Origin of the sequence: Aminobacter sp. Piv2-1 (assembly GCF_037625995.1) — a bacterium.
Lineage (GTDB): Bacteria > Pseudomonadota > Alphaproteobacteria > Rhizobiales > Rhizobiaceae > Aminobacter.
This window is the reverse complement of the sequence record NZ_JARKMU010000014.1, coordinates 39947-52309: the sequence shown is the minus strand read 5'-3', so window position 1 is coordinate 52309 and position 12363 is coordinate 39947. Positions and strand designations below refer to the sequence as shown.

Below are 12363 nucleotides of genomic sequence, written 5' to 3'. Positions count from 1 at the left end.
CGAAGCTGAAGGTTTGCACCTGTTGATCGCATTTGCCCGCAAGAGATGGAGTATCGGGGCCGCGCTCGCCGTGGCGCTGATCCTCATGCTGCAGACCACGGCAGGTGCGCTCGCCCTCGGCCAGGGCTCCCCGCCGCTCGACATGTTCGGCAATCCGCTCTGCATCACCTCGAGCACCGATCACACGGCACCGGCAAAGAGCGGCCACCCGAGCCTGCCCGAATGCTGTTCGCTCGGCTGCAACATGTTCGCAACGCCGATGGCTTCGCCGCCGGACGGCGCAACCCTTCCGGTCGGGCGGTCACGCCGGGCGGCGGTGGCCTTCGTGCCTGCACGTCTCGACCCGTCGACGGCGCAGGATCACGACCCCGGCAGTCCGCGCGCGCCGCCGCCGGCGGTCTGACGCCCGCAGCCGCGACCGAGACGCCGCGGCGACCCGACCTTTTCGACACAGCTTCTTGCGCCGCCAGTGCCGGCGCCTACCCTATCGGAGTTCCAGATGAACATTTCCGCTCGCGCCATCGCGCGCCCGCTTTTCGGCAGCATCGAACAGCGCCTCGGCGTCGTCGTGCTTGCGCTGACAATGCTTTTTGCCACGGCTCACGGGCTTTTCGCCCACGAATTCAAGGGCGGCCAGCTTGAAATCGACCACCCCTGGTCTCGCGCAACGCCACCCGGAGCGCGGGTCGCCGGCGGCTACCTCGTGATCAAGAACAAGGGCGGCGAGGCCGACCGCCTGGTCTCGATCCAGTCCGACATCTCCGAAAAGGCCGAGATCCACCAGATGAGCGTCGGCGCCGACGGCATCATGAAGATGCGCCAGATCACCGACGGTGTCGAAATCCCCGCCGGCGGCGAAGTCGCCTTCAAGTCGGGCTCCTACCACATCATGTTCATCGGCCTGAAGGCGCCGGTGAAGGAGGGTGAAAAGTTCTCCGGCACGTTGACCTTCGAGAAGGCCGGAGCGGTGACGGTCGAGTTCGCGGTCGACAAGATGGGCGGCCAGAGCCAGGACCACTCGGGCCATTGACATGGTGAGCGCGCGCCGTCCTTCCCATCCCGGGGCCGGCTTTGCCGGGGTTGGCGCGCGCCTGCCGTTGCTGATCTGCCGCCTCGTCTTCGCCGTCGCGGCCTTCCTCGGCGCGACGGCGACGGCTGATGCACATTCCTCGCTGCTGCGCTCCACGCCGGCCGAAGGCGCCGTGCTTCAGACGGCGCCCGTCGGGATCGTGCTCGGCTTCAGCGAGAAGGTGACCCCGCTCGTCACCGACCTCGTGGCGCCTGACGGCAGTTCGTCGCGGTTGACGGCCAAGGCTACCGGAGCCGATCTGACGGTCGAATGGCCCGGACAGAACGCCCCCGGCACCTACCTGCTTTCCTGGCGCACCGTTTCCTCCGACGGGCATCCCATCGGCGGCGTTCTGACTTTTTCTCTGGGCAGCCCCAGTGCCGAGCCGCCCGCTGCGCCCGATCCTACCGACGACGCGCTGCGCCTAGCCATCTGGAGCGCCAGGCTCGCGCTCTATCTCGGCCTGTTCCTCGGCGTCGGCGGGGCATTCGCGCTGGCATGGCTGCTGCCCGAAAGGCGACCCGGCGGGGGAGCGGCAGGCGCGTTCGTCGTGCTCGGGCTTGCTGCTGCCCCCGTCACCTTCGGGCTCCAGGGGCTCGATGCGATGGGCGCGCCGCTCAGCCTGTTCGGCAGCGCGATGGCCTGGCGGGCCGCGGCGGCGACCAGCTACGGCTTCACCGCTGCCCTCGCTTTCCTGGCGCTGGGCGCTGCGCTGCTGTCCCTGGCTGTCGGAGGCAGGCCGGCACGCTGGCTCTCGCTCAGCGCCCTGGCCGGCACAGGCGCGGCGCTGGCGGCAAGCGGCCATGCCAGCGCCGCCGCCCCGCAATGGCTGACGCAGCCGATGGTGTTCGTCCATGGCACCGGCATCGCCTTCTGGGCCGGCGCACTGCTGCCGCTCGGCCTTGCCTGGCGCGAGGGCGGCGAGGACGCGGAGACCGCGTTGCGCCGCTTCGCGATGGCCATCCCCTATGTACTGGCTGCGCTCCTTGTCGCCGGGCTGGTGCTGGCAGCCGTCCAGGTCGAAACACCGTTGGCGCTCTGGCACTCGGACTATGGCCGGCTGCTGCTGGGAAAGCTCGGGCTGGCGGTGCTTCTGCTCCTGCTCGCAGGCATCAACCGCTGGCAGCTGACCAGGCCGGCGCTGGCCGAACAGGCAGGCGCCCGGCGCTGGCTGGTGCGCAGCATCGCGGTGGAAACGCTGCTGATGGTCGCGATCCTAGGCGTCGTCGCCGGCTTCCGCTTCACGCCGCCGCCGCGCGTACTGGCGATCGAAGCAGCCGAACCCGCCACGATCCACATTGGAACGGCCGAGGCCATGGCCGATCTAGCCATCGCGCCGGGCCATGCCGGCAAGGCGAGCGCCTCGATCGTCGTCATGTCGGTCGATTTCGACCCGCTCGATGCGCGCGGCGTGACACTGAGGCTGAGCCGGTCGGGTTCCGCCGAGATCAATGCCGACGCCTACAAGCCCGGCGACGGCACATGGCGCGTCGACGATCTCGACCTGCCGGCTGCCGGCACCTGGAACGTCGCCATCGACATCGCCATCTCCGAGAGCCAGCGGACGACGCTGGACGGCAAGGTCGCCATTCGTCCGGCCACCGGCTGGTAGTCGATACGGACGATGCCGCATCGGCATCGCCGCCTATCGTCCGGGCATTCTTTGCTAGGTGCCCGGGAGCGTGCGCATGAAAATCCTCATCATTGGCGGAACGGGCATGATCGGCGGCCACACGGCCGGCTATCTCAAGGGGCTCGGCAACGAAGTGGTGCTGGCCGCGCGCAAGCCGGCGCCCGATTCGACACCGATGGCCGCCTATCCGACCATCTATGGCGACTACACGAGGGGCGACTTTTCCGCCGCCGATCTCGCGCCCTTCGACGGTATCCTGTTTGCCGCCGGCAACGACATCCGCCACCTGCCCAAGGGCACCGACGAGAACGAATTCTGGGCCAAGATGCAGATCGAGGGCGTGCCGGCATTCGTCGAGCTGGCGCGCAAGGCCGGCGTGCGCCGCGTCGTCCATATCGGCAGCTACTACCACCAGGTCATGCCCAACCTGGTCGAGACCAACGCCTATGTGCGCAGCCGCAGCCTGGCGGACGAAGGCGTGCGCTCGCTGGCGACCGACGACTTCAACGTCTCGACGCTCAACCCGCCGTCGATCGTCGGCTATGTGAAGGGCCTGCCCACCAAGCGCTACGAGACGCTGATGGCCTATGCGCGCGGCGAGACACAGCTGCCGGTCTTCGCCCCGCCCGGCGGCACCAACTACATGTCGGTGCAGTCGCTGGCCGAGGCGATCTGGGGCGCGTTCCAGCGCGCCGAGAGCGGCAAGGCCTATCTGGTCGGCGACGAGAACCTGACCTTCCAGCAGTATTTCCAGGCGCTGTTCGATGCGGTCGGCAATCCGCACCGGGTCGAGGAGCGCAACGAGGAACATCCGCTGCTGCCCGACTTCTTCATCGTGCCGGGACGCGGCAACGTGCTCGCCTACGAGCCGGATCCCGAGGAGACCAGGCTGCTCGGCTATCGCCGCAACGACGTGCAGCGGGCGCTGCGCGAGGTCTTCGCCCAGGTGTCCGGCGCATAGCGCAACGACCGTTTGGAGAGGCAATCATGGCCGACGACCAGCGCGCGCTGCTCCTGGAAGCAGCACTCCGGAGGGTGTCGGAACGCTATGCGCACGCGGTCGACAGCGGCGACGGCGCATTGCTCGCGGCCCAGTTCACCGCAGATGGCATGATCGTCGCGCCGCGCGGAACCTTTGAAGGGCCGGAGCAGATCCGCGGCATCCCGGCGATGCTCAGGGAGCGCTATCTCAAGACCTTCCACGCCGTGCTCAACCAGATGATCGAGCCGATCGAGGGCGGTGCGGAAGGCGAGACGTATTGCATCGCCCGCCACTACTTCCGCGATCCCGCCGGCCGCTATCTCTGCTACGAGATGACCATCCGCTACCTGGACCGCTTTGCCCGAACTGGCGACGGCTGGAAGCTGGCGCGGCGCGAGCTGGCGGTGGTGGCGACGCATACCTACGAAGTGCAGGAAACCCCGGCCTGAGGCCTGACCCCGATTTGCCGGTTGCGGAGGACAAGATGACCAGCGCGGAAGAACTCCCGATACTCGGCCTGGCCGGCAAGGTGGCCATCGTCACCGGCGGCGGCGCCGGCATCGGCCGCGCGACGGCCGAGCTCTACGCCCGAGCCGGCATGAAGGTCGCGGTGGCCGAGATCGATCCGGCTCGCGCGGCTTCGGTACGCGCGGCCCTGGGGGACGCTCATCTCATCGTCGAGGCGGACGTGCGCAAGGCGGCCGACGTCGCCCGCGTCGTCGAGGCGGTCGCGGTGCGCTTCGGCCGGCTCGACGTGCTGGTCAACAATGTCGGCGACTATCTCGGCTTCAAGACGCCGTTCGAGCAGTCGAGCGAGGCGGAGTGGGACGCGCTCTACGGCATCAACCTGCTGCACATGTTCCACATGAGCAAGGCTGCCATACCGCTGATGCGGGCGGGCGGCGCCGGGGGCAGCATCGTCAACGTGTCGACCATCGAGGCCTTCCGCGGCATCCCGATGACCGTCGTCTATTCGGCGTTCAAGGCGGCTGTCACCGGCTTCACCCAGAGCCTCGCCGTCGAACTCGGCCAGTACGGCATACGCGTCAACGCCATCGCGCCGGAGACCACCAACTCGGCGCAGATCGTGGCGACGCCCAGGGTGCCGCCGGAGAATCTCGACCATCTCAAACGCTGGTTCCCGATCGGCCGCTTCGGCGAAGGCGCGGACTCGGCGGGCGCGGCCCTTTTCCTGGCTTCGGATACGCTCTCCGGCTGGGTCTCCGGCACGACCATCCATGTCGACGGCGGCGTGCTCGCCGCGGGTGCCTGGATGCGCATGCCCGGCGACAACGGCTGGACGCATCTGCCGGTCATCGAGGCCGACGGCTACACGCCACGGCCGCACGCCCGAAGGGGCTAGACGTCAGGCGGCGCTCTGCCGCGTTTCGAGCGCCGCGCCCTCGAGCCGCGGGCCGGCGCCTGCCCTGGACGGCTCCGCCGGATGGATGTCGGGGCGACCGACGAGACCGGCGATCTCGGACAGCGGCTGCGGCCTGCCGAACAGGAAGCCCTGCATCTCGGCGCAGCCTTCGGCGCGCAGGAACTCGAAGTTCTCCTGCCTTTCCACGCCCTCGGCGAGGACAGGGATCTTCAACTGGTTGGCCAGCAGGATCGTGGCGCGCACGATCGCTGCGGAGGCGTCGTTGCTGGCCACGTCGTCGACGAAGGAGCGGTCGATCTTGACCTTGTCGAAGGGGAATATCTGCAGCGTCGACAGCGACGAATAGCCGACCCCGAAGTCGTCCATGGCAATGGTGACGCCAATCGCCTTGAGCTGGCGGACAATATGAAGCGCGCGGTCGCGGTCCTCGATGATGCTGGCCTCGGTGACCTCCAGCTCGAGCCGCGACGCCGGCAGCCCGGTGGCAAGCAGCGTCTCGTGCACGACCTTGGGCAGGTCCGCCTGGGTGAGTTGCGCTGCGGCGATGTTGATGCAGATCCTGTAGGGCTTGCGCCAGCCGGCGACCTCGGCGCAGGCGGTGCGCAGCACCCACTCGCCGATCGGTATGATCAGCCCGTTCTCCTCGGCGATCGGGATGAATTCCTCGGGCGGGACGATGCCGCGCTCGCGGTGATGCCAGCGCAGCAGTGCCTCGTAGGCGCCGACCTCGCCGGTGCGGACGTCGTGCTGGGGCTGGTAGTAGAGCTCAAATTCGTCGCGCTCCAGCGCATGGCGCAGCTCGATGGCGAGCGCGCTGCGCTCGCGCCGACCCTCGTCCATCGACCTGTCGTAGTAGCAGACCTTGTCGGAGACGGCGCGCTTGGCCCGGTACATGGCAAGGTCGGCGGCCCCGATCAGATCGTCGGCGCAGGCCGCGTGGTCGGGGTAGACGCTGATGCCGACGCTGGCGCCGACCGACAGGGTCTTGGCCTTGCTCTGGACCGGGTCTAGGACGCCGTCGATGAGGCGGCGGACGAAATCGTCGATCTCGCGCGACGAGGACACGTCCTGCTTGACCGCGACGAACTCGTCGCCGCCGACGCGGGCGACCAGCTCGCCCGAGCCGATCAGCCCCTTGAGCCTGGCCGAGAGCGTGCGCAGCAACTGGTCGCCGACACTGTGGCCATGGACGTCGTTGATCTCCTTGAAGCGGTCGAGATCGACGACGATGACCGCAGCCTTCCGGCCGGCCGCATCGCTGCGCAACAGCATGGCCGGCAGGTTGTCGGACAGGAAGGCACGGTTGGGTAGGCCCGTCAGCGGGTCGTGCTGGGCGGCATGGCGGAAGCTGTCGACCAGCTCGCGCTGCGACTTGGCATCCATGACCGAAAGCGTCAGCCCGGCGATGATGGCCATGGTGGCGAGCACGAGCACGGCCAGGAACTCGCTCGAAAACAGCTTGGCCGGCACCACGACCGAGGGGTCGGGAACCAGTGTCGCCGCACCCATGGCGGTGAAATGCATGGTGCAGATGGCGAGGACGAGGCTGATCACCGACAAGAGCTTGGAATGGCGGACCGGCTGCCTGGCCGCCAGGTGCATGGTGAGCGCGCCGAAGGCGACGGCGAACAGGATCGAGGCGCTCACCAGCGTCGCATCCCATTCGATGCGGCCGGCGAAATCGTAACCGCGCATGCCGGTGAAATGCATGGCAACGATACCGATGCCGATGACGACGCCGCCGATCTCGACCGGCAAGCCCTTGGGCGGGCTGAGCGACAGGTGCAGCCCCGCCGCCGTGAAGACGATGGCGATGAGCAGCGACGCAATGGTCAGGACCGGGTCGAAGGCCGCCTCGAAGGGCAGGCGGAAGCCGAGCATGGCGACGAAATGGGTGGTCCAGATCGCCGAACCGCAGGCGATGCCGGACAGCACGATCCAGGCGTTGCGGGCTTCGGGCGAAAGCCGGGCGGCGCGTTCGAAGAGCCGCATGGTCATCGCCGCGCCGGCGATGCAGACGATGGCCGCGACCATCACGAAGGAATAGTCGTGCTCGTAAGCAAGACAGGAAATGACCTTGAACATCGCCCCAGCCCCCAATGCCAGCACAATTCCGACTGCCCCGGCGAGGAGTGTTCGTCCGAAAATTCAAAGAAATCGCTAATTTACGAATCGTACAGGATTCCAGCGGCTGGCGCGCCCCGCGGGGCATCCCCGGTTCGGGGGGCCATTGCCAAGCCCTGCCCGATGTCCCCACAATGGCCGCGGCAATGGAGGCAAGAGATGGCCGCAGAAAGATCGCAACGGTTCGAAGCGGTGCTGACGGCCCTGCGCGGCATCCTCATCGCCGCGGCGGCGCTGGTCGCGTTTGTTTACCCCGCGCAGGCGGTGCAGCTGCTGGTGCTGGTCGGAGGCGGGCTGCTGCTGGTCGACGGGGTGTTGGGGCTTGCCACGGTCGACTATGCGGCTCCGAAAGACGCAGGCCACTGGTTCACACTCGCCCGCAACCTGCTGTCGATCGCTGCCGGTGTCCTCGTCATTGGTAGCGGGGTGCTGACCACGGTCTTCACCCCGGCTTTCCTGGCCTGGCTGGTGGGGTTGCTGGCGCTTCTGGTCGGCTTGATCGAGATGGCCTCGAGCATGCTGGGCAGCGAGCGGCAGACGCGCCTCTGGCCAACATTCGTCGGCGGCGCGATCTACGCCGCCTTCGGCCTCGCACTGATATTCGTGCCGCTGACGAGCGCCGGAACGCTGATGCGCGTGGCCATGCTGCTGATGCTCGCCTATGCGGCGGCCCTGATCTACCGCGCCTGGCGCATCCGCATGGACGGCTGATCGGCCTCGCGGCCCCTCACGTCGCGATGGCGGCTGGTTCAGGCCTCGACCAACTTCAGGCGCTTGTCGAAGACACCCAGCACCCGGGCGAGCTCATGGCCGCGCTTCAGGATGAGGCCGCCAGCGGCGACGACGCTGAACGCGCCCTGCTTGCGCGCCAGCTTGGGGTCCTTGACGATCTGGTAGAGCGGCGTTTCGCTGGTGCGGCGGAACACCGAGAAGATGGCGCGATCGCTCATGTGGTCGATCGCGTAGTCGCGCCACTCATTGGCGGCGACCATGCGTCCATAGAGCCGGAGGATCTGGTCCAGTTCCCGCCTTTCGAAGGCCACCGGCAGATCCTGGCGCTCCCGGCGGGCCTCGTGGAGCGGGATCAGGACTGCGGATGTCTCGCCGTCCTCCGCCCCGGCACTGCGATCGGTCATCAATGATTCCCTTTGCAGATTCCGACCCCTCCGAGGGTCGCGCATTCGCGCTCGAATTGCAACCCGGGAAGCCGAATCAAACCATTCGGCGAAGGGTTCACGAAAGATTACAGCCTTGGTAACGATTACGAAACAAACTGTTGGAATTGGTGATGTCTCGCCACATTCCTGCCTTTTTTTATCCGCGCTGACGCCCCAATGTCCGACGACTTTACCCGTGTTGCCTGAGACGGTTCGGTCCGGCACCGGCTCGTAAACCCCAAGCCCCCCGCCCACGGGCCAGAGTCGGATCGAACCAACCTCGGTTCTCCCTAGGGATGAGCCGGCGGTGCGACGATCCCAAATCTAGGCCGGCGCCAGGCGAAAGCCGACGTCGGCCTTTTTGCTTCTTGCGCTCAGCGCACCGGACCAGGCGCCTTGCGGATGACTGCCGCCCCGAGGATCGGGCCCGGCAGCCCGTCCTTGCCCACGGCCTGCAGGAGCACCGCGGCCCCGCCCTTCTTCTCGACCTCGCTGCGCGGCAGGTCGAAGCGTTGTTCCTCCCCGTGCCACATGCCGGCGGTGTTCACGTCGGAGACCGCGTTCCAGTAGGTGATGCGGCGCCCTTGGTTTTCGCCCCGCTGCAGATCGACCAGTTGCGGCGGGCCGAAATAGACCAGCACCAGATGGGCATTGATGCGCTGCGGCCCCTCGACCTGGCCGACGTCGATGGAGATGGTGTCGGCGCTCTCGCTGACGTGGATGTCGACGTTGAGGCCCTGGCCGGTCTTCTCGAGATTGTCGAGCGCCTGGGTGATGTCGTCGCGCTTGGCGCCGCTCATGTGGGTGCGGCCGTTGACGACGGCCTGGGGCGTGTAGACGGCGCGCGCGCCGAAGGCACGCATGTAGCCGTACTGCCGGTCGGTGTTTTCCTTGCTGGCGAGATTGTCCTGCCAGCCGAGATAGTCCCAGTAGGTGACGTGGTAGGCCAGCGCGACGATATCGTCCCTGCCGGCGAATTCGGCGAAAAGCTCGTCGGCGGGCGGACAGGCACTGCAGCCCTGGCTGGTGAAGAGCTCGATCACGCCAAGGGGACGCTCCTTCGCCTCGGCTGTCGCCGAGCCGGCAATGGCGCCCACGGCCAGCACCAGACCCGCCAGCCAACGAGATGCGCGAAACTCCATTCCGATCCAACTTCCTCGGCCGGCGTTACCGGCTTTTTATGGTTGCGGCCATTATGTGGCAGAAGCGCCATTCAACGTGAAGTCACGTTGAGGTGAAACTTCTAGCACTGCAAGCCTCCCTCGCTTTACGGACGCATTTGCCACGTTCAGACCGAATCCTCTACGTTTGTCATGAAACTGAAGCTAATATTCGATCGTGGCGGGACGAGGCGGGTACAATGCTGGAATATCTCGGTCGAAACGTCGATCTCTATTGCGAGCGTCTTGAGCCGGGGCTGTGGGCAGAGCCGTTCAATGCAACAAGCAACCTCGCCTTCTTCGCCGCCGGCCTGTGGGGCATCTACGAGGTACGGCGCCACGAGGCCGGTGCTTTCGCCGAGTTGCTGTGCTGGTGGGTGGTGGCGATCGGGATAGGCTCGACGCTGTTCCACACCTTCGCCACCGAAGGCACCAAATGGGCCGACATCTTGCCGATCGCCGGCTTCACGCTCGCCTACACGCTGTTCAATCTCCGGCGGTTCGCCGCCCTGCCGTGGCCCAGGGCGCTCAGCATCTTCCTCGCCTTCTACGTCGTGGTCGGCTTCGCCACCTTCATGCAGCCCGACTGGCTGCGGGCGGCCTCCAACGGCACCACCGGATACCTGCCGCCGTTCCTTGCCCTGATCGTCTTCGGCGGCATGGTGATTGCCCGCGGCAACCCTGCCGGCTGGTACAATATCGCCGCGGCGGCGATCTTCGCCGGCTCGGTTGCCTGCCGGGTCGCCGACCCGTTGCTCTGCGACAGCCTGCCGATCGGCACGCATTTCATGTGGCACCTGCTGAACGGCCTGATGCTCGGGGTGCTGCTGTCCGCCACGGCACGCTACGCAAGGCCGGGCAGCGCGCCTCGGCACATCGCCGGCGTCGCAAGGGCCTGACGGCCGAGAGACGAGAAGTTCGCGCCAAGGCGCTCGCCCCCGCATCAGCGTGGCAGTCCTGCTGGCAGTCAGACCGCCGCTGCGACCGCACTGTCCGCGGCGGCATGCCTTTCGGCCCAACCCTCGAGCCACTCGGCGCCCTGCATCTCGATAAGCCGCGACGAGGTGCGGTCGAATTCGAAGGCCTCGTGGCCGCGCTTGCCGACATAGAGCTTGTCGGGTGATGCCGCGGCGCTGATCACCAGCCTGATGTGCTGGTCGTAGAGCGTGTCGACCAAAAGGATAAAGCGCTTGGCCTCGTTGCGGTTGGCCTCGGCCATCACCGGCACATGGTCGACGAAGATCGTCTTGTAGTGCGCCGTAATCGCCAGATAGTCTCGGGCTGCCAGCGGCTTGTCGCAGAGGTCGGCGAAGGAGAAGCGCGCGGCATGGCCGACGGCAGCGGGCACCGCCACCTTGCGGCCCTTGACGGCGACCGTCGCAGGCTCGGCAGCAACACCATGAGTGATCTTGGCCCAGGCCTTGTCCATGTCGCGGTCCGCCGCCTCGCCGAGCGGGGTGAGGTAGACCGGGACACGGTCGAGCTTCTCCAGCCGGTAGTCGGTGTCGGCGTCGAGATTGAGGACCCTGGAGTTGGCCTCGAGCAGGCCGATGAAGGGCAGGAACAGCTGGCGGTTGAGGCCGTCGCGATAGAGATCGCGAGGCGCCACGTTCGAGGTGGCGACGAGAACCACGCCCCGCGCAAATAGCGCCGAGAACAGCCTGGACAGGATCATCGCGTCGGCGATGTCGGTGACCGAGAACTCGTCGAAGCACAGCACCCAGGCCTCCTCGGCGAGCTGTGCGGCCACCGGCGGGATCGGGTCGTCGTCGCGCGACTTGCCGTTCTTGCGTGCCGCCCGCTGCTTCTGGATGCGGTCGTGGACGTCGGCCATGAAGTCGTTGAAGTGGACGCGGCGCTTGTGCTTGACCGGGACGAGCTCGAAGAACATGTCCATCAGCATGGTCTTGCCGCGGCCGACGCCGCCATGGACATAGAGCCCCTTGATCGGCTCGCGCTGCGGCTTGCCCCTGGCGAACAGCCAGCCCAGCGCACTCGACTTGCGCGCCAGCCGCTTGTCGGAAATCTCGTCGATCAGCCGGTCGAGGGCGGCGACGATCGCGAGCTGGGCCGAATCCGGCCGCACCGTGCCCAGCTCGACAAGATGGTCGTAGCGCTGCCTGACGGTCACGTGGGTCTGCAGGCCGTCACGCACGTGCATGGTTCATTCCAACCGCGGGAGGAGACGCCGCGTCAGCGGTTGAGCGAGATCGGCAGGCCGTTGGAGGTCTGGCCGTCGAAGCGGCCCTCACCTGACGCATAGAGCCGTGCCAGCGGCGAGCCGGCATCGTCGTAGAGCGTCAGCTGCTTGCCCGAGACGTTCCACGACCTGACGCCGTCGACCGGAGCCGGGCAGCGCAGCGGACCGGCGCGGAAGCCCTGGCCGAACTTGGTCTGCGGGGTGGCCACCTTGCAGCTCTGGCCGGAGACCGAGGCGCTCCACACGCCAGCGACGCTGGCGGCAGTGAGATCGGGTGCGTTGGCCGCCACTGCGCCGCCATCCGCCGGCAGGGCCGCGACCTGGGTCTGCGGTGCCGCCGGAAACTGCGAGGCGCTCGCCGTGCCGGGTGCCGCGGGCGGCGGCAGCTGGCCGCTGGTCACGGTGCCGGCAGGAGCCGGCGGCAGCGGTGCCGGCTGGGAATCCATCGAGGAAAGGCGCGAACTGGTGCAGCCGGCCACAGTCATCAGCGTGATCAGCGATGCGGCCAGCAGGCCAGGGTTCGATAGTGCCATTGCAGTCCCTCCATCGGGGCGGTTCTTGGGGGCGCCCCCGCGTGGTCGATAGCTCGCCTCTAAAGCGGCGAAGTTGGCAGAATTTCAACCCGATATGGTTAAAATAGGGTTTGCGTATGAA

Annotated in this window: 13 protein-coding genes; 8 read left to right on the top strand and 5 right to left on the bottom strand. The window is 67.2% G+C overall.

Annotated features, from left to right (window positions below; translation table 11 throughout):
- Positions 1 to 22: 22 nt before the first annotated feature.
- The 6 genes from AmiPiv_RS22010 (at position 23) to AmiPiv_RS21985 (ending at position 5047) form a co-directional block, all read left to right on the top strand.
- Positions 23 to 403: a hypothetical protein gene (locus AmiPiv_RS22010; RefSeq protein ID WP_340040872.1), complete on the top strand. Its 381-nt coding sequence runs from the start codon at positions 23 to 25 to the stop codon at positions 401 to 403.
- A gap of 96 nt (positions 404 to 499) precedes the next feature.
- The gene (locus AmiPiv_RS22005; RefSeq protein WP_340040870.1) at positions 500 to 1030 is read left to right on the top strand and encodes a copper chaperone PCu(A)C; all 531 of its coding nucleotides are present in this window, start codon (positions 500 to 502) and stop codon (positions 1028 to 1030) included.
- A 1-nt stretch (position 1031) separates the two neighbouring features.
- Positions 1032 to 2681 carry a copper resistance CopC/CopD family protein gene (locus AmiPiv_RS22000; protein WP_340040868.1) on the top strand — a complete coding sequence of 550 codons (1650 nt, stop codon included), beginning with the start codon at positions 1032 to 1034 and terminating at the stop codon, positions 2679 to 2681.
- A gap of 76 nt (positions 2682 to 2757) precedes the next feature.
- Entirely contained in the window at positions 2758 to 3663 is a 906-nt protein-coding gene (locus AmiPiv_RS21995) for an NAD-dependent epimerase/dehydratase family protein (RefSeq protein ID WP_340040866.1), read from the top strand.
- 26 nt (positions 3664 to 3689) lie between these two features.
- Positions 3690 to 4133, top strand: a complete 444-nt coding sequence (locus AmiPiv_RS21990; RefSeq protein ID WP_340040864.1) for a nuclear transport factor 2 family protein — start codon at positions 3690 to 3692, stop codon at positions 4131 to 4133.
- Between the two features lie 35 nt (positions 4134 to 4168).
- Complete coding sequence (locus AmiPiv_RS21985) at positions 4169 to 5047, top strand: SDR family NAD(P)-dependent oxidoreductase (RefSeq protein ID WP_340040862.1); 879 nt, start codon at positions 4169 to 4171, stop codon at positions 5045 to 5047.
- A gap of 3 nt (positions 5048 to 5050) precedes the next feature.
- On the opposite strand, the gene AmiPiv_RS21980 is transcribed toward AmiPiv_RS21985, so the two are convergent.
- A complete protein-coding gene (locus AmiPiv_RS21980; protein ID WP_340040861.1) occupies positions 5051 to 7153 on the bottom strand; it encodes a putative bifunctional diguanylate cyclase/phosphodiesterase in 2103 nt (700 codons plus the stop codon).
- Positions 7154 to 7351: 198 nt separating this feature from the next.
- Here AmiPiv_RS21980 and AmiPiv_RS21975 point away from each other — a divergent pair, with 198 nt between their 5' ends.
- Positions 7352 to 7903 carry a DUF308 domain-containing protein gene (locus AmiPiv_RS21975; protein ID WP_340040859.1) on the top strand — a complete coding sequence of 184 codons (552 nt, stop codon included), beginning with the start codon at positions 7352 to 7354 and terminating at the stop codon, positions 7901 to 7903.
- Positions 7904 to 7941: 38 nt separating this feature from the next.
- Here AmiPiv_RS21975 and AmiPiv_RS21970 read toward each other — a convergent pair whose 3' ends face one another.
- Both AmiPiv_RS21970 and AmiPiv_RS21965 read right to left on the bottom strand, forming a co-directional pair.
- A complete protein-coding gene (locus AmiPiv_RS21970; RefSeq protein ID WP_340040857.1) occupies positions 7942 to 8328 on the bottom strand; it encodes a DUF2794 domain-containing protein in 387 nt (128 codons plus the stop codon).
- 395 nt (positions 8329 to 8723) lie between these two features.
- Positions 8724 to 9491, bottom strand: coding sequence for a DUF1223 domain-containing protein (locus AmiPiv_RS21965; protein WP_340040855.1), 768 nt, complete (start codon positions 9489 to 9491; stop codon positions 8724 to 8726).
- A 218-nt stretch (positions 9492 to 9709) separates the two neighbouring features.
- Between AmiPiv_RS21965 and AmiPiv_RS21960 the strand changes: the two genes are divergently transcribed.
- Positions 9710 to 10408 (top strand): ceramidase domain-containing protein, encoded by a 699-nt coding sequence (locus tag AmiPiv_RS21960; protein WP_340040853.1) that lies wholly within the window; start codon positions 9710 to 9712, stop codon positions 10406 to 10408.
- Positions 10409 to 10476: 68 nt separating this feature from the next.
- On the opposite strand, the gene zapE is transcribed toward AmiPiv_RS21960, so the two are convergent.
- Together zapE and AmiPiv_RS21950 are read right to left on the bottom strand one after the other, a co-directional pair.
- Positions 10477 to 11670, bottom strand: a complete 1194-nt coding sequence (zapE, locus tag AmiPiv_RS21955) for a cell division protein ZapE (RefSeq protein ID WP_340040851.1) — start codon at positions 11668 to 11670, stop codon at positions 10477 to 10479.
- A 32-nt stretch (positions 11671 to 11702) separates the two neighbouring features.
- Positions 11703 to 12242 carry a protease inhibitor Inh/omp19 family protein gene (locus AmiPiv_RS21950; protein WP_340040849.1) on the bottom strand — a complete coding sequence of 180 codons (540 nt, stop codon included), beginning with the start codon at positions 12240 to 12242 and terminating at the stop codon, positions 11703 to 11705.
- Positions 12243 to 12363: the final 121 nt, after the last annotated feature.